We start from the raw sequence: 16,216 nt of genomic DNA on the forward strand, positions 1-16,216 counted from the left end.
GTCTTTTCTGCTGTTCCGCCCGTCGTGCGGCCCCTTGCCCGGCACGGTCGTGCCCGGGGTCAGGCGACGCGCGGCCGGACGGCGTCGGCCGCCCTGCCGCGGTCCGCGCGCTCGGCCGTGCGCCGGGCGGCGGCCTGACGGCGGGCGAGGTCCTGCTGCTCCCGGGCCTTGCGGGCGCGCTCGTTGCGGTCGTCCATCTCGCGCTCGCTGCGGCGGTAGTCGGCGTAGTCCGTAAAACCGAACATGGTGGTTCCTCCCGGTGTCACCGCCGGCCCCTCGCCGGCGGTGATTCCAGGTTGGTCTGTGAGGTACGTCGCCCGGATCGGGCGGTCGCCGCATCTTTCGTGGCCGGTCTGCGCCAAGGGCTGGGCACGTCTAAGGCATCGCCCTATGCTCGACCGGTCAGCCCTCGGCGAACGGGTAAGACCCGCAGGTCAGGGGCAGGTTTGCCGCAGCGGTCCAGGGCGGCTCGCGGGGTCGTGGCCGGCCTGCGGCGGGTCGGGGACCCGGCCGCTCGTGTGCGCCGCGTAGGATTGGCACTCGGTTGGTGAGAGTGCTGGACGGCAGTGTCGGAGAGCGGGCCGGAACCCGGGTGCAACTCCCGGACGTTCTACCTGGGGACGGAGGTGAGCGCGGTGAGCGAGGAACGCAGACTCGATGTCCTGCGGGCGATCGTGGAGGACTACGTCCGCACGCGTGAGCCCGTCGGTTCGCGCATCCTCACGGAGCGGCACCAGCTCGGGGTCTCCCCGGCCACGGTGCGCAACGACATGGCGGCCCTCGAGGAGGCCGGGCTCATCGCCCAGCCGCACACCTCGGCGGGACGCATCCCCACCGACAAGGGCTACCGCCTGTTCGTGGACCAGCTCGCCGAGGTGCGGCCGCTGACCCTCCCGCAGAAGCGCGCCATCGAGACCTTCCTGTCCGAGGCGGTCGACCTGGACGACGTCGTGGCACGCGCCGGGCGGCTCATCGCCCAGCTCACGGGCCAGGTCGCCGTGGTGCAGTACCCCTCGCTGCGCCGCTCCGGGCTGCGGCACCTCGAGCTCGTGCCCACGGCCGAGGGCCGGCTCCTGGTGGTCGTCATCACGGACACGGGCCGGGTGGAGCAGCGCTTCCTCGACGTGCCGGTCGACCTCGACGACGGGACGCTGGGCGAGCTGCGGGCCCGCCTCAACGCCGCGACGGCCGGCCGCCGGCTCGCCGACATCGGTGACGCGTTCGCCGGCGTCGCCGAGGCCATGCCGCCCGAGCACCGCCCGCTGGCGACCGCCGTGGCCGAGGTGGTCACCGCCGCGCTGAGCGAGGAGAGCGAGGAGCGGATCGTGCTCACCGGTCAGGCCAACCTGGCGCGGTCGAGCATGCGGTTCGAGCAGGGGCTGCGGCCCGTCCTGGAGGCGCTGGAGGAGCAGGTCGTCCTGCTCGGCCTCCTCACCGACATGACCGACGACGCCGGGGTGGCGGTGAGCATCGGCCACGAGAACCGGCTGGCGGGACTGGCGGAGACCTCCGTCGTCACGTCCGGCTACGGCTCGTCCGACGGCGACACCGTCGCGATCCTGAGCTCTATCGGCCCCACCCGTATGGACTATCCGGGCACCATCGCCGCGGTGCGCGCCGTCGCGCGCTACCTGTCGCGAGTGCTGCCCAGCTGAATACTCAACTCATCACGAAGAGAGACCTGTGACCGACTACTACGAGATTCTCGGTGTTCCGCGCGACGCCTCGCCCGAGCAGATCAAGAAGGCATACCGCAAGCTGGCCCGTGAGCTGCACCCGGACGTGGCCGGTGACGCCGGTGAGGACCGGTTCAAGGACGTCGCGCGCGCGTACGAGGTGCTCTCCAACCCCGACAAGCGCCAGCAGTACGACATGGGTGTCGACCCGACCTCGCCCGGTGGTGGCGCGGGCGGCGGGTTCGGCGCAGGGTTCGGGTTCCAGGACATCTTCGAGACCTTCTTCGGCGGCGGGCAGCCGACCGGGCCGGTCCCGCGCGCCCGGCGCGGCAACGACGCGCTCGTGCGCCTCGACCTCGACCTCGCCGAGGCCGTGTTCGGCGCCAAGCGCGAGATCCAGGTCGACACCGCGGTGGTCTGCAACACCTGTGGCGGCGACGGCGCGCGTCCGGGCACCCACGCCCGCACCTGTGACGTCTGCCAGGGCCGCGGCTCCGTGCAGCGGGTCGCCCGGTCGTTCCTCGGCCAGGTCATGACCAACCAGCCGTGCTCCGCGTGCGGCGGGTTCGGCACCGTGATCCCCGAGCCGTGCACCGACTGCTCCGGCGAGGGCCGCGTGCGGTCGCGCCGCACCGTCTCGGTGAACGTGCCCGCGGGCGTCGACACCGGCACGCGCATCAAGCTCTCCGCGCAGGGCGAGGTGGGCCCCGGTGGCGGCCCCGCCGGCGACCTGTACGTCGAGATCCGCGAGCGCGCCCACGACACCTTCGTGCGACGCGGCGACGAGCTGCACTGCACCCTCCAGGTGCCGATGACGGCGGCCGCGCTCGGCACCGTGCTCGAGCTCGACACCCTGGACGGCCTGCAGGAGATCGACCTGCGCCCCGGCACGCAGCCGGGCCAGGTCATGACCCTCAAGGGCCTCGGCGTGGGGCACCTGCACTCCAACGGGCGCGGCGACCTCAACGTGCACATCGAGGTCCAGGTGCCCACGCACCTGGACGAGGAGCAGACGGCCCTGATGCAGCAGCTCGCGACCCTGCGCGGCGAGGAGCGGCCCGAGCCGCGGCTCGCCACCGTCCAGGGCGGCGTCTTCTCGCGCCTGCGCGACAAGCTCAGCGGCCGCTGACCCGCCGCCGATGAGCGCGCCAGTCTTTCTCGCGGAGGCGTCGGCCGCCCATCCGCTGTCGGAGTACGCCGCCGGCTCGGTGTACGTGCTCGACGGCGCCGAGGGGCGGCACGCCGGCGTGGTGCAGCGCCGGGGTCCGGGGGAGCGGATCGACGTCGTCGACGGCGCGGGCGTGCGCCTGCGGACCGTCGTCGAGGCGGTGCACGGCGCCGAGGTGCACCTGCGGGTCGAGCACGCCGACGTCGAGCCCGTGCCCGGCGTCGTCGTGACGCTCGTCCAGGCCCTCGCCAAGGGTGACCGCGACGAGATGGCGATCGAGGCCGCCACGGAGGTCGGTGCGGACGCGATCATCCCGTGGCAGGCGGAGCGGTCCGTCGTCGTCTGGCGCGGGGACCGGGCCGCCAAGTCGCGGGCCCGCTGGGTCAGCACCGTGCGGGCCGCGACCAAGCAGGCCCGCCGGGCGCGCATGCCCGACGTCGACCTGCCGCTGAGCACCAAGCAGCTCGCCGCACGGACCCGCGAGGTGGTCGCCGCGGGCGGCGCGGTGGCGGTGCTGCACGAGGAGGCCACCGTGGGCCTCGCGACCGTGCCCCTGCCCGAGGCCGGTCCGCTGCTCGTCGTGGTGGGGCCCGAGGGCGGCATCTCCGAGGCGGAGGTCGCCCTGCTGACCGAGGCCGGGGCCGTCACCGCGCGCCTGGGGCCGCACGTGCTGCGCACGTCCACGGCGGGCCCGGTGGCGATCGCCCTCCTGAGCGAGCGCCTGGGCCGCTGGTAACGCCGCTGGTCGAGCTTGTCGGGACCCGGGTCTCGACAAGCTCGACCAGCGACAGCGGCTCGACCGGCGACAGCGGCTCGACCGGCGGATGCCGCTCAGTTCGTGACGTCGAACTCCACGCGGCGGTTCTTCTCCAGGTCGTCGAACGTGCGCGGGACCACCAGCGGGTCCGACTCGCCGAAGCCCTTCCAGGTCAGGCGGTCGCGCTCGACGCCCTGCTTGACCAGCTCGTCGACGACCTTCTCCGCGCGGCGCTCGCTGAGGTCCTGGTTGTGCTCGTCGGTGCCCACCGAGTCGGTGTGGCCCTCGATCCGCACCTCGACCTCCGGGTGCTCCGCGAGCACCTCGGCGGCCTTGCGCACCACCTTGCGCCCGTGCTCGGTCAGCTCGGCGCTGTCCGTGACGAACGTGATGTTCGGGATCTCGACGAGGTCCTCCTGCGCCTCCTCCCGCTCCTCGCGGGTCGGCTCGCGCTTCGGCTCGTCCTCCTCCTCGGCACCGTCGTCCTCGGTCGCCTCGGTCTCGCCGTCCGACGTCGCCTCGGTCGCCTCGGGCGTGGCGGTCGCCTCGTCCGTCGGCTCGGGAGCGGCCTCGGTCTCCTCCTCGGCGGGCGCGGCGGGCTCTGCGGCCTCGGCCTCCGCGGGCTCGGTGTCGGCGTCGGCCGAGACCAGGCCGTCCGGCCCGTAGGCCGCCGCGGTCCGGACGCCGGTGACGCCGCCCACGACGTCGGCGGCCTCGAGGGCCACCGCGTCGCTCGGCGCGGTCACGTCGGCGTCGCGGCCCGAGAAGGCCACGACCGCGTCGATCCCCGCGGCGGAGAGGGCCCCCTGCGCGCTCTCCGTCAGCGTGGACTCGATGTGCTCGCGGAACCCCGTGTTCTGCACGCCCGAGATGGCACCCAGCCCCAGGACCACGATGATCACCGGGGGCAGGACGACCTTCATGTTCATGCCTTCACCTCGGACCCCGTCGCCTCAGCGTCGTCCTCGGCGGCCTCGACCTTGGCCTCGTCCTCGGCGATCGCCTCGGCCTTGGCCTCGGTGCCCTCGATCTCGTCGACGTCGGTGTAGTCGACGTCCTTGCGGAACTTCGCGTGCCGGTCCTGGCCGCCGATCAGGTAGTCCTGGTACTCCTGCAGGCCGTCCTCGTCGCCGTCGGCCAGGTACTGCGCCTGGTCGGCCCAGCTCGTGGCGGCGGGGGCGAACTTGATGCCGCCCGTGGCGAGCGCCGCCCGGAGCTCCGTCTCCGTCGCGGCCGCGATCTTCGCGTACGTGGCGTAGCCGGCGGCCTTCAGCGTCGCCTCGATCTTGGGGCCGATCCCCTCGATGCGCTGCAGGTCCTGCGGCTCGGGCTCGGGCTCCGGGGTGGGCTCCGGCTCGGCGACCGGCTCCGGGGCCGCCGCGGCCTCCGCCTCGTCCTCGGCCAGCGCCTCGGCCTTGGCCTCGGTGCCCTCGATCTCGTCGACGTCGGTGTAGTCGACGTTCTCGTTGAACTTCGCGCGCCGCTCCTGGCCGCCGATCAGGTAGTCCTGGTACTCGCGCAGGCCGTCCTCGTCGCCGTCCACCAGGTACTGCGCCTGGTCGGCCCAGCTCGTCGCGGCCGGGGCGAAGTTGATGCCGCTCGCGGTCAGCGCCGCGCGCAGCTCGTCCTCGCTCGCGCCCGCGACCTTGGCGTACGTGGTGTAGCCGGCGGCCGTCAGGGCCGTCTCGATCTTGGGGCCGATGCCCTCGATGCGCTGCAGGTCCTGCGGTTCGGGCTCGGGCTCGGGTTCCGGCGTGACCTCGGCCGGCTCGGCCTCGACGGTGCCGGCGGCCTCGGCCTGCTCGGCCTGCTCGGCGGCGGCGGTCGCGGCCTCGTCCTCGGCGATGGCCTCGGCCTTGGCCTCGGCGCCCTCGATCTCGTCGACGTCGGTGTAGTCGACGTTCTCGTTGAACTTCGCGCGCCGCTCCTGGCCGCCCACGAGGTAGTCCTGGTACTCCTCGAACCCGGCCGTGTCGCCGTCCACGAGGTACTGCGCCTGGTCGGCCCAGCTGCTCGCGGCGGGCGCGAACTTGATGCCCTGGCCCGCGACGGCCGCGCGCAGCTCGTCCTCGGTCGCGGCCGCGATCTTCGCGTACGTGGTGTAGCCGGCGGCGGCCAGCGCGGCGGCGATCTTCGGGCCGACGCCCTCGATGCGCTGCAGGTCGTCCGCAGGCTCGGCGGCAGCGGCCGGCTCGACGACCGCCTCGACGGCGGTCTCGTCGGCGGCGTCGTCCCCGGCCTCGGCGAGCGCGGCCGCCTTGGCGGCGGCGGCCTGCTCCGCGGCCTCGCGCGCGACGGCCTCGGCCTCGGCGACGACGGCGGACCCGTCGGCCCCGGCGTGCTCGTCCTCGCCGGCCTGGGCGGTGCTCTCGTCGTCGGCCTTGGGGCCGGCGGTGCCGGCCTCGTCGGCAGCCTCGGCGCCGGCCTGCTCCGCAGCGGCCTCGCCGGCCCCGGCGTCGCCCGCGGCCCCGCCTTCCTTGGTGTCGACGGCGTCGCCCGCGCCCGCCTGCTCGCCCGGCTCGTCCGCGGCGGCGACGGCGGTGGCCGCACCGGCGGCCCCGGCGACCGCGAGCACGCGCACGGGCTCGGCGTCGGTCCCGGCCGCCTCGGCGTCGTCCGCCGTGGTGCCGCCCTCGGCGGTGTTCGCGCGCCCGACCGCCTCGCTCTTCTCGGCCGTGTGCTTGCCCTTGCGGCGACCCCAGACGAGCCAGCCGATCCAGATGCCGATCGCGAGGCCGATCAGGGCCGCGATGATGATGAATGCGAGCGATTGGGCGATGAACCAACCCACGCGAACCTCCAGGTGACTGCTGTGTGTGGTGAGTGAGGGCGACCGACGGGACCTGCGAGGTTGACCGCGACGAAATGGTGTCTCAGTACGCTAATCTCCATCGAACGCCGCAAACTCTCCCACACCCCTTTCACCCGGGCATTTCGAACTATGTAACGGTATGGAAAAACATGGCGAAGTCTCACCCGCCGACGCCCGCCGGTAGCCTGCCGACATGACGAGTACCGACAGCCCTGACTGCCTCTTCTGCAAGATCGTCGCGGGGGACATCCCGGCGGACGTCGTCGCGTCGTCGGACACCGCCATCGCTTTCCGGGACATCGCGCCCAAGGCGCCGGTGCACGTGCTCGTGGTGCCGAGGGAGCACTACCCCGACGTGCCCGCCCTCGCGGCGTCGGACCCCGAGGGCCTCGCGGGCGTCGTCGCGCTCGCGGACGGCGTGGCGACCGAGCTCGGCGACGGCCAGTACCGCCTGATCTTCAACACGGGGCCCAAGGCCGGCCAGACGGTCTTCCACGTGCACGCGCACCTGCTCGCCGGAGGCGAGCTCCCCGGGTTCGCCTGAACTTCTTCTCGACCCGGAGCAGGAAAGACCGTGGCGTGGCCCTGGCAGGTCGATAGGATGACCATGTCGTCATCCCTACCGCGTGAAGGAGCGGATCGGCCCGGCGGGCCGGCTCATGACAACTTCGTCCAGCACACAGTCACAGACCCGGATCGAGCACAAGATCGTCGTACCGGCCCACATCCCGACGGTCGCGCTCCTCGGGAGCCGGGACTCGGTGCTGCGGGCCGTCGAGGAGGGCTTCCCCGGAGTCGACGTCCTTGCCCGTGGCAACGAGATCGCGGTGAGCGGACCGGCGGGCGACGTCGCCCTGGTCACCCAGCTGCTCGACGAGCTGATCGAGGTCGTCGAGGCGGGCACCCAGCTCACCCCTGAGGTCGTCAAGCGGTCGGTGGCGATGCTGAGCGACGCCTCGGCCTCCCGCCCCGCCGAGGTGCTCACGTTCAACATCCTGTCCAACCGGGGCCGCACCATCCGGCCCAAGACGGTGGGGCAGAAGGCGTACGTGGACGCCATCGACACCAACACCATCACGTTCGGCATCGGGCCGGCCGGTACCGGCAAGACCTACCTCGCCATGGCCAAGGCCGTCCAGGCGCTCCAGGCCAAGCAGGTCAACCGGATCATCCTGACCCGCCCGGCCGTCGAGGCAGGCGAGCGCCTCGGGTTCCTCCCGGGCACGCTGTCCGAGAAGATCGACCCGTACCTGCGCCCGCTGTACGACGCGCTGCACGACATGGTCGACCCCGAGCAGGTGCCCAAGCTCATCGAGGCGGGCACCATCGAGGTGGCGCCCCTGGCCTACATGCGCGGCCGGTCGCTCAACGACTCGTTCATCGTGCTCGACGAGGCGCAGAACACCTCGACCGAGCAGATGAAGATGTTCCTGACCCGCCTGGGCTTCGGCTCCAAGATGGTGATCACCGGCGACGCCACGCAGGTCGACCTCCCGGGCGGCACCACCTCCGGGCTGCGCGTCGTGGAGGACATCCTGCTGGGCGTCGACGACGTCGAGTTCTGCCGCCTGACGTCGTCCGACGTCGTGCGGCACCGCCTGGTCAGCGACATCATCGACGCGTACGCGCGGTGGGACGTCGTCGCGGGCGGTCAGCGCCCCGGCCGTCAGCCGCAGGACCACCGTTCGGGAAGCAACAAGAGGCAGCGCCGGTGAGCATCGAGGTCAACAACGAGTCCGGGTACGAGGTCGACGAGGCGGAGTTCGCCGCGCTCGGCCGCTTCGTCATCGACGCCATGCGGGTGCACCCCCAGTCGGAGCTGTCGATCATCTTCGTCGACACCACCGTCATGACGGACCTGCACGTGCAGTGGATGGACGAGCCCGGACCCACCGACGTCCTCTCGTTCCCCATGGACGAGCTGCGCCCCGGGCGCGACGGCGACGTCACGCCCGCCGGCACCCTCGGCGACATCGTGCTGTGCCCGGAGGTCGCGGTCACCCAGGCCAAGGCCGCCGGCCACTCCACCACCGAGGAGCTGCTGCTCCTGACGACGCACGGCATCCTGCACCTGCTCGGCTACGACCACGCGGAGCCCGAGGAGGAGAAGGAGATGTTCGCGCTGCAGCGCAAGCTCCTCCTGACGTTCCTCGCGACCCGGTGACCGGCGTGATCGTCCTGCTCCTGACCCTCGTCGTGCTGGTCGGTCTCTCGCTGGCGGGCATGCTGTCGGCCGGCGAGGCCGCGCTCCTGCGCGTCACGCGCGCCTCCCTTACGGAGGCGCTCGCGGAGGCCGAGCTGGGGCAGTCGCCCGACCCGGAGCGTGCCGCGCGGATCCGGCGCGCCCAGGCGCTCGTCGTGGACCCGACGGCGATCGTCGCGTCCTTCGCGCTGGTGCGGGTCATGGCCGAGGTGGTCGCGATCGCGGCCGGGACCCTGCTGGTGCAGCAGGCCATCCCGGGCGAGGGCGTGCCCAACGAGCTGCCGGTCATGCTCATCGCGCTGGTCGTGGGCGTCGTGGTCGGCGTCATCTTCGTGCGGGTCTCGCCGCGCGCGCTCGGCTTCCGCCGTCCCGTCGGGGTGCTGATCGCCCTGGTGGGGCCGCTGACCGCCGTCTCGCGCGCCGTCGCGTGGCTCACCCGCATCTCGGTGCCGCGGCACGACCCGTCGCCGCCCACCGAGGCCGAGCTGCGCGACATCGCGGACCGGGTGGGGGAGTCCAGCGCCTTCGAGGAGTCCGACCGCGAGCTGCTCCGGTCGGTCATCGAGCTCGGCGGGACCATCACGCGCGAGGTCATGGTGCCCCGCACCGACATGGTGACCGTCACCGCGAACACGTCGCTCGACAAGGTGCTGCGCCTGTTCCTCCGCTCCGGGTTCTCGCGGGTACCCGTGGTCGGCGAGTCCGTGGACGACGTCGTCGGCGTCGCCTACCTCAAGGACGTCGTGGCCGCGGTGCACTGGCCCGTCGACGACGGCGGGCTGCGGGAGCCCTCGCGGCGCCCGGCCTCCGACGTCGCGCGCGACGCCGTCTTCGTGCCCGAGTCCAAGCCGATCGACGACCTGCTGCGCGAGATGCAGGCCTCGGCCAGCCACATCGCGCTCGTCGTCGACGAGTACGGCGGCGTCGCCGGCCTGGTGACCATCGAGGACCTCCTGGAGGAGGTCGTCGGCGAGCTCACCGACGAGCACGACACGGTGCCCGTCCAGGAGGTCGAGGAGCTCGGCGGTGGCACGTTCCGCGTGCCGGCCCGCCTCCCGGTCGACGAGCTCGGCGACCTCTTCGACCTGCGCCTGGACGACGACGACGTGGACACCGCCGGTGGCCTGCTCGCCAAGGCGCTGGGCAAGGTGCCGCTCGCGGGGGCCTCCGTCGAGGTCGGCGGGGTGCACCTGGAGGCGGAACGGATCGAGGGGCGGCGCAAGCAGCTCTCCACGATCCTCGTGCACCGCACGGAACCGGCAGGCGAGCCGGAGGACAGCAACGGTGGTCTCGACCAGCACGACCACCGTGATCAGAAGCGTGACCAGAAGGAAGTGACCTCATGAGCGATCAGATCAAGGAACACCGGAGCGGGTTCGCCTGCCTGGTGGGCCGTCCCAACGCGGGCAAGTCGACCCTGACGAACGCGCTGGTGGGGCAGAAGGTCGCGATCATGTCGGCACGGCCGCAGACCACGCGGCACACCATCCGCGGCATCGTGCACCGCGAGGACGCCCAGCTCGTGCTGGTGGACACGCCCGGCCTGCACCGCCCGCGCACCCTGCTCGGCGAGCGGCTCAACGACCTGGTGCGGGACACGCTCTCGGAGGTGGACGTCATCGCGTTCTGCCTGCCGGCGGACCAGAAGGTGGGCCCCGGCGACCGGTACATCGCGGCGCAGCTCGCCGAGCTGATGACCGGGCGCCGCGCCGTGCCCGTCGTCGCCGTCGTGACCAAGGCCGACCTGGTGCCGCGCAACGACCTGATGGAGCACCTCATCGCCGTCGAGCAGCTCGCCAAGTCCGTGGACCGCGAGTGGGCCGACATCGTGCCCGTCTCCGCGAAGGACGGCTACCAGGTCGACACCCTGGAGACGGTGCTCGTCTCGCACCTGCCCGAGGGGCCCGAGCTGTACCCGGACGGCGAGCTGACCGACGAGCCCGAGGCCGTCATGGTGGCCGAGCTGGTCCGCGAGGCCGCGCTGGAGGGCGTGCGCGACGAGCTGCCGCACTCCCTCGCGGTGGTCGTCGAGGAGATCGTGGAGCGCGAGGGCTCGGGCGACCCGGAGAAGGGCCGGCCCGCGCTGCTGGACGTGCGCGTGAACCTGTTCGTCGAGCGCGACTCCCAGAGGGCGATCGTCATCGGCCGCGGCGGGTCCCGGCTGCGCACCGTCGGCACCGAGGCGCGGCGCGGCATCGAGAAGCTGCTGGGCCAGCGCGTGTACCTGGACCTGCACGTCAAGGTCGCCAAGGACTGGCAGCGTGACCCGAAGCAGCTGCGCCGTCTGGGCTTCTGACGGCGTCCCCCACGAACTCGGCAGTTTGCACCGCAGACTCGGCAGTTGGCATCGAGATCGGCTCAGGCCTGGACCGATCTCGATGCCAAGTGCCGAGCACTCAGAAAAGTGCCGATCCGGACTTGCTCACGCGCCGCCCGGGGTCGGCCTGGGCCCCGACGAGCTCTGACCAGTCCGAATATCGCAGCCAGGATTACGGGCAATACGGACACTGTGCTGTGATTGCCGCATGGAGAGAGTGGTCGCTCGGACGTCCCCCGTCGAGCTCACGAGCCTGAGCGGGCTCACCCCCCTGTCGGCAACCACGGGCGGCATGGACTCGCAGGAGATCTACGACGTCCTGCGCAGCAGATGGGGCGTCGTGGCGCCCGTCGACATGGAGCCGGGCGTGCCGGCGTGGCTGGTGATGGGCCACGCGGAGATCTGCGAGATCACGCGGAACGAGTCGCAGTTCTCCCGGGACCCGCGCAACTGGCGCTGGCACTACGACGGCCTGCTGTCGGAGCGCTCGGCCCTGCTCGGCATCTCGCCGCGCGAGCCGCGCAACTCCTCCTACCACCACGACGGCGAGCGGCGTCGCCGGCTGCGCCAGCCCCTGGACGACGGGCTGGAGGCCCTGCCCGAGAAGCTGGTCGTGGCCCAGGTCGAGGAGGTCTGCAACCGGCTGATCGAGGGCCTCGGGGACGGCGGCGAGGCCGACCTCGTGTCGGACTGGGCCAAGAAGGTCGGCTTCCTCGCGGTGACGTCCCTGTTCGGGTTCGACCCCGCGACCGCCGACCAGATGATGGTCGACTCGGCGCACATCATGGACCACACCGGCGAGGCCGCCGAGGCGCGCGACCGGATGGGCCGCAACCTGATGGCGCACGTCCAGGCCCGCAAGGAGGTGGCGGGCACGGACCTGACGTCGTCGTTCGTGCGGCACCCGAGCTTCCACGACGACCGCGAGGTCGCCGACTCGATGTCCGTGCCGCTGATCGCGGCCAGCGAGTTCCTCACCGCATGGATCGCCCTGACCCTGCGGCTGCTGCTCACCGACCAGCGGTTCGCGGCGCGCTGGACCGGCGGCCGGATCGCCCTGGACGAGGTGCTGGACGAGGTGCTGTGGCGCGAGGCGCCCGCCGCGAACCCGCCGCTGCCCCGGTACGCGATGAACGACCTGGAGATCGACGGCAAGCTCATCCGCAAGGGCGACGCCCTGGTGATGGCCGTGGCCGCGGCCAACCAGGACCCGCTGGTGCACACCGGCAACATGTGGGACGAGGTCGGCAACCGCGCGCACCTGGCCTGGGGCGTGGGCCCGCACCGGTGCCCGGCGTCGCGGCAGGCGCGGATCATCGCGCGCGTGGCGATCAACCGGCTGCTGACCGAGCTGGACCTGGAGCTGGCGGTCGAGGACCACGACCTGGCGTGGGTGCCGTCGCCCTGGGTGCGGCACCCGCAGGCCCTGCCGGTCCGCTACCGGCGGGCGCGCTCGTCGGGCACGGAGATCTACGAGGTGCGCTGAGTGTGACGTGGTCGAGGTGCCCTTCCGCGCCGAGCTGAGCCGGTAGTACCGTCACGAAAGGTATTTACCGGACACCTTTCGTGGAGGAAGAGCATGCTCACCGTTGACCTGGTCCGCCGCGGGGCCGCCCGGTTCGGCCCCCGGACCGCCGTCCGGTTCGGCGCCGAGTCGCTGACGTATGCGCAGGTGGACGCGGCCGCCAACGCCATGGCGCGGGTGCTGCACGCCCACGGCGCGGAGCCCGGTTCGCGGGTCGCGCTGCTCATGGGCAACGGCCTGTGGTCCATCGCCATGGACTTCGCCTGCCTCAAGGCGGGGGTCACCCGGGTGCCGCTGAACGCGCGGCTGTCCGCCGTCGAGCAGGGCCGCATGCTCGACGAGACGGGCGTGCGCCTGCTGGTGCACGACGCCGCCCTGGCCGAGCGGGCGGCCGAGCTCGCCGCCGCGCACGGCGTCACCACGCTGGGCCTCGGCGCGCCCGGCGCAGCCGGCGGCCCGGACCTGCTGGCCGCGATGGAGGACGTCCCGACCACCGACCCGAACCTGCCCGCGAACCCGCAGGACCCGATCCTGCTGCTGTACACGTCGGGCACCACGGGCACGCTCAAGGCGGTCGAGCACACCCAGGCCAGCTACGCCGCGATCGTCACGAACATCCTGACCAACCTGGTCGGCCCCGCGCGCGACTCGGTGATGCTGCACGCGGCCAGCCTGATCCACGCCAGCGGCACGTTCGTGCTGCCCTACTGGCTGCGCGGTGGCGAGTCCGTGGTGCTGTCCGGGTTCGAGCCGCAGGGCTACGTGGACGCGATCGCCCGGTACCGCGCCACCGAGATCAACCTGGTGCCCACGATGATCGGCATGCTGCTCTCGTCGGGCGTCGCCCAGAAGGCCGACGTCGCCTCCCTGCGCACCGCGATCTACGGCGCCAGCCCCATGCCGCGCCCCGTGATCGAGCAGGCCATGGACGTGTGGGGGCCACGCTTCGCGCAGTACTACGGCCAGACCGAGGCGCCGCTGTGCCTGACCGTGCTCGACGCCACCGACCACGGTGACGCCACCCTGCTCGGCTCGTGCGGCCAGCCCGCCCTCGACGCCCAGGTCGTCGTGACCGACGACGACGGCGTGCCGGTCGCCCCCGGCGAGATCGGCGAGATCCGCGTGCGCGCGCCCTTCACGATGGCCGGCTACCACGCCGCCCCCGAGCTGAACGCCGAGATGTTCGCCGGCGACGGCTGGCTGCGCACCCGCGACATGGCCCGCACCGACGAGCGCGGCTACCTCTACCTCGTGGACCGGCGCAGCGACATGATCATCACCGGCGGCTACAACGTCTACCCCCGCGAGGTCGAGGACGTGCTGCTGGCCCAGCCGTCGGTGGCGCAGGCCGTCGTCGTCGGCGCGCCCGACGACACCTGGGTCGAGGCCGTCACCGCGTTCGTGGTGCCCGCGCCCGGCGCCGTCGTCGACGAGGCCGCGCTGCAGGCCGCGGTCCGCGACCGGCTGGCCGGGTACAAGGTGCCCAAGGCCGTGCGCGCCGTCGACTCCGTGCCGCTCTCTCCCGTGGGCAAGGTGCTGCGCCGCGCCCTGCGCGAGCCCCTGTGGGAGGGTCGCAAGTGAGCGTCCTGGTCACCCGCGAGGGCAGCGTCACCCTGATCGGCATCGACCGCCCGGAGCGGCGCAACGCCGTCGACGGCCCCACGGCCGCGGCGCTCGCCGATGCGTTCCGGGCCTTCGACGCCGACGACGCCGCCACGGCCGCCGTGCTGTACGGGACGGGCGGCACGTTCTGCTCCGGCGCCGACCTCAAGGCGCTCGGCACGCCGGACGGCAACCGCGCCGCGGCCGACGGCGACGGGCCCATGGGTCCCACCCGGCTGCGGCTGACCAAGCCGGTGGTCGCCGCGATCTCCGGGCACGCCGTCGCGGGCGGGCTGGAGCTCGCGGCCTGGGCCGACCTGCGGGTCGCCGACGAGACCGCCGTGTTCGGCGTCTACTGCCGCCGCTGGGGCGTGCCCCTGATCGACGGCGGCACGGTGCGGCTGCCGCGGCTGATCGGGCAGTCGCACGCGATGGACATGATCCTGACCGGCCGGTCCGTGGGCGCCGACGAGGCGCTGCGCATCGGGCTGGCCAACCGCGTGGTGCCGGCGGGGGAGGCGGTGTCGGCGGCGGTGGAGCTGGCGGCGTCGCTCGCGGCGCTCCCGCAGGTCTGCCTGCGCGGGGACCGGGCCTCGGTGCTGGACCAGTGGGGGCTTCCCGAGGCGGACGCCTTGGCCCAGGAGTGGACGCACGGCGAACGCTCGCTGGCGGCCGCGGCCTACGAGGGCGCGGCCCGCTTCGCGGCGGGGGCCGGGCGACACGGCACCCTGGCCTGACCCCACGCTTTTTCGAGGCCTAAGTTTCTCCTCTTTGCGTCGCTTGAAAGAGGAGAAACTTAGGCTTCGAAGGGGAACGGGCAGACGTCGGCACGGCCCACGGCTCAGGACGCCGCCCGGCCCGCCGGAGCGTCCCGGCCCGGCGTCGCGTCCCGGCCCGCCGGAGCGTCCCGGCCCGCCCAAGCATCCCGACCCGCCGGGGCGTCCCAGTCGATGCGGTAGTCCGTCACCCAGTCGTTCGTGCTGCGCGCCGCCGCCCGGCTCACCAGCGGCAGGATCACACGGTCGCGCAGCACCCGGGTCAGCGGGTTCGGGATCTTCTGGTTCGAGGTGCGCTTTGCCTGTGCGATCAGCTTCTCGACCCGCCCCCGGCGCAGCGCCTCGAACGCCTCGAACGCCGCGGCGGGCTCGCCGTGGTCCCGCAGGAGGCGGGCGAGCAGCACGCCGTCCTCGATCGAGAGCGAGGCACCCTGGCCCGACGTCGGCGAGATGCCGTGCGCGGCGTCGCCGACCAGACCGATCGGTCCCCGGTGCCAGACCGGCACCTTCGGCAGGTCCAGCGTGTTCCACGGGCTGATGACCTGCGGCGTCGCGGCGATCAGCTCCAGCGCGGGGCCGGCGTCGTCGGCGAACAGGCGCTCCAGCTCGGCCCGCCAGCGGTCCGGGGTCCAGGCGGCGAGCTCGTCGTCGGACGCCGCGCGGGCGCGCGGCACGTTCGCGAACCACCAGACGTCGCCCGGGGCGCGCTGCACGTAGGCGAAGAAGGCGCGCCGGCCGAAGATCATGGTGAACACGCCCTCGGGCTCGTCCACGGAGACGCCCGACGCGTAGCCGCCGGTGTTCAGCAGCCCGGTGTAGCGCGGTGGCGGGCACCCCGGGTCGAGGATCGCGCGGGTGCGCGAGTGCAGGCCGTCGGCGCCGATCAGCAGGTCGCCCTCGGCGGTGCTCCCGTCGGCGAAGGAGGCGCCGACGCCGCCCCCGGGCACCGCCGCGGCGTCGACCAGGCGCTTGCCGTACTCGACCGTGATGCCGCGCCGGACGGCCTCGTCGCGCAGCCGCGTGTAGAGGTCCGAGCGCCGGACGGTCTGGCTGACCGTGCCCGGGCCGTCGTCGCGACCCATCGCGAGGTGGGCCAGGAGCCGGCCGCCCGAGCCGCGCAGCTCCAGCGCCGGGGTGTCGAAACCGCCGAGGTCGTGCGGGTCGATGTCCAGCACGCGCAGGGCGGCGAGCCCGTTCGGGGCGAGGTTGAGGTAGGCGCCGACGCCGTCCGCGGTGCGGTCGTAGGCCTCGTGGACCACGGCGTCGATGCCCGCCTTCTGCAGGGCCATGGCGGTCACGGGCCCGGTGATGCCCGCTCCGATGATGATCGCTCTCATGTCCTCACCATAAAATGGGTAACCATAAGATGGCAAGGTGTTC

The 16,216-nt window shown here is 72.9% G+C and carries 15 protein-coding genes; 11 read left to right on the plus strand and 4 right to left on the minus strand.

What is annotated here, in order from left to right:
- Positions 1–59: 59 nt before the first annotated feature.
- Positions 60–245 carry a hypothetical protein gene (locus H291_RS33655; RefSeq protein WP_020013924.1) on the minus strand — a complete coding sequence of 62 codons (186 nt, stop codon included), beginning with the start codon at positions 243–245 and terminating at the stop codon, positions 60–62.
- A gap of 390 nt (positions 246–635) precedes the next feature.
- On the opposite strand from H291_RS33655, the gene hrcA reads away from it, so the two are divergent.
- Genes hrcA through H291_RS0105225 form a run of 3 tightly spaced genes read left to right on the plus strand, consistent with a single transcriptional unit; the run spans position 636 to position 3,580 of the window.
- A complete protein-coding gene (gene hrcA, locus H291_RS0105215) occupies positions 636–1,655 on the plus strand; it encodes a heat-inducible transcriptional repressor HrcA (protein WP_026365419.1) in 1,020 nt (339 codons plus the stop codon).
- A gap of 28 nt (positions 1,656–1,683) precedes the next feature.
- Positions 1,684–2,805 carry a molecular chaperone DnaJ gene (dnaJ, locus tag H291_RS0105220; protein ID WP_020013926.1) on the plus strand — a complete coding sequence of 374 codons (1,122 nt, stop codon included), beginning with the start codon at positions 1,684–1,686 and terminating at the stop codon, positions 2,803–2,805.
- 10 nt (positions 2,806–2,815) lie between these two features.
- A complete protein-coding gene (locus tag H291_RS0105225; protein ID WP_020013927.1) occupies positions 2,816–3,580 on the plus strand; it encodes a 16S rRNA (uracil(1498)-N(3))-methyltransferase in 765 nt (254 codons plus the stop codon).
- Between the two features lie 95 nt (positions 3,581–3,675).
- Here H291_RS0105225 and H291_RS32255 read toward each other — a convergent pair whose 3' ends face one another.
- Both H291_RS32255 and H291_RS34090 read right to left on the minus strand, forming a co-directional pair.
- Entirely contained in the window at positions 3,676–4,530 is an 855-nt protein-coding gene (locus H291_RS32255) for an OmpA family protein (RefSeq protein ID WP_020013928.1), read from the minus strand.
- Complete coding sequence (locus tag H291_RS34090; protein WP_026365420.1) at positions 4,527–6,392, minus strand: helix-hairpin-helix domain-containing protein; 1,866 nt, start codon at positions 6,390–6,392, stop codon at positions 4,527–4,529. Before H291_RS34090 ends, H291_RS32255 begins: the two co-directional genes overlap by 4 nt.
- A 214-nt stretch (positions 6,393–6,606) precedes the next feature.
- Here H291_RS34090 and H291_RS0105240 point away from each other — a divergent pair, with 214 nt between their 5' ends.
- The 8 genes from H291_RS0105240 (at position 6,607) to H291_RS0105275 (ending at position 14,797) form a co-directional block, all read left to right on the plus strand.
- Positions 6,607–6,957 (plus strand): histidine triad nucleotide-binding protein, encoded by a 351-nt coding sequence (locus H291_RS0105240; RefSeq protein ID WP_020013929.1) that lies wholly within the window; start codon positions 6,607–6,609, stop codon positions 6,955–6,957.
- Between the two features lie 115 nt (positions 6,958–7,072).
- Positions 7,073–8,128, plus strand: coding sequence for a PhoH family protein (locus H291_RS0105245; protein ID WP_033326134.1), 1,056 nt, complete (start codon positions 7,073–7,075; stop codon positions 8,126–8,128).
- A complete protein-coding gene (ybeY, locus tag H291_RS0105250; RefSeq protein WP_020013931.1) occupies positions 8,125–8,577 on the plus strand; it encodes an rRNA maturation RNase YbeY in 453 nt (150 codons plus the stop codon). The genes H291_RS0105245 and ybeY overlap by 4 nt, the downstream gene beginning before the upstream one ends.
- Before the next feature lie 5 nt (positions 8,578–8,582).
- On the plus strand, positions 8,583–9,962 hold the full coding sequence (locus H291_RS0105255; RefSeq protein WP_232215994.1) for a hemolysin family protein: 1,380 nt from the start codon (positions 8,583–8,585) through the stop codon (positions 9,960–9,962).
- The gene (era, locus tag H291_RS0105260) at positions 9,959–10,912 is read left to right on the plus strand and encodes a GTPase Era (RefSeq protein WP_020013933.1); all 954 of its coding nucleotides are present in this window, start codon (positions 9,959–9,961) and stop codon (positions 10,910–10,912) included. Before H291_RS0105255 ends, era begins: the two co-directional genes overlap by 4 nt.
- Before the next feature lie 229 nt (positions 10,913–11,141).
- Entirely contained in the window at positions 11,142–12,419 is a 1,278-nt protein-coding gene (locus H291_RS0105265; RefSeq protein ID WP_033325726.1) for a hypothetical protein, read from the plus strand.
- A 93-nt stretch (positions 12,420–12,512) separates the two neighbouring features.
- Positions 12,513–14,039: a class I adenylate-forming enzyme family protein gene (locus H291_RS0105270; protein WP_020013935.1), complete on the plus strand. Its 1,527-nt coding sequence runs from the start codon at positions 12,513–12,515 to the stop codon at positions 14,037–14,039.
- Complete coding sequence (locus tag H291_RS0105275; RefSeq protein WP_020013936.1) at positions 14,036–14,797, plus strand: crotonase/enoyl-CoA hydratase family protein; 762 nt, start codon at positions 14,036–14,038, stop codon at positions 14,795–14,797. The genes H291_RS0105270 and H291_RS0105275 overlap by 4 nt, the downstream gene beginning before the upstream one ends.
- Before the next feature lie 104 nt (positions 14,798–14,901).
- On the opposite strand, the gene H291_RS0105280 is transcribed toward H291_RS0105275, so the two are convergent.
- On the minus strand, positions 14,902–16,173 hold the full coding sequence (locus H291_RS0105280) for an FAD-dependent oxidoreductase (RefSeq protein ID WP_020013937.1): 1,272 nt from the start codon (positions 16,171–16,173) through the stop codon (positions 14,902–14,904).
- Positions 16,174–16,216: the final 43 nt, after the last annotated feature.

Origin of the sequence: Promicromonospora sukumoe 327MFSha3.1, from assembly GCF_000385135.1 — a bacterium.
Taxonomy (GTDB): domain Bacteria; phylum Actinomycetota; class Actinomycetes; order Actinomycetales; family Cellulomonadaceae; genus Promicromonospora; species Promicromonospora sukumoe_B.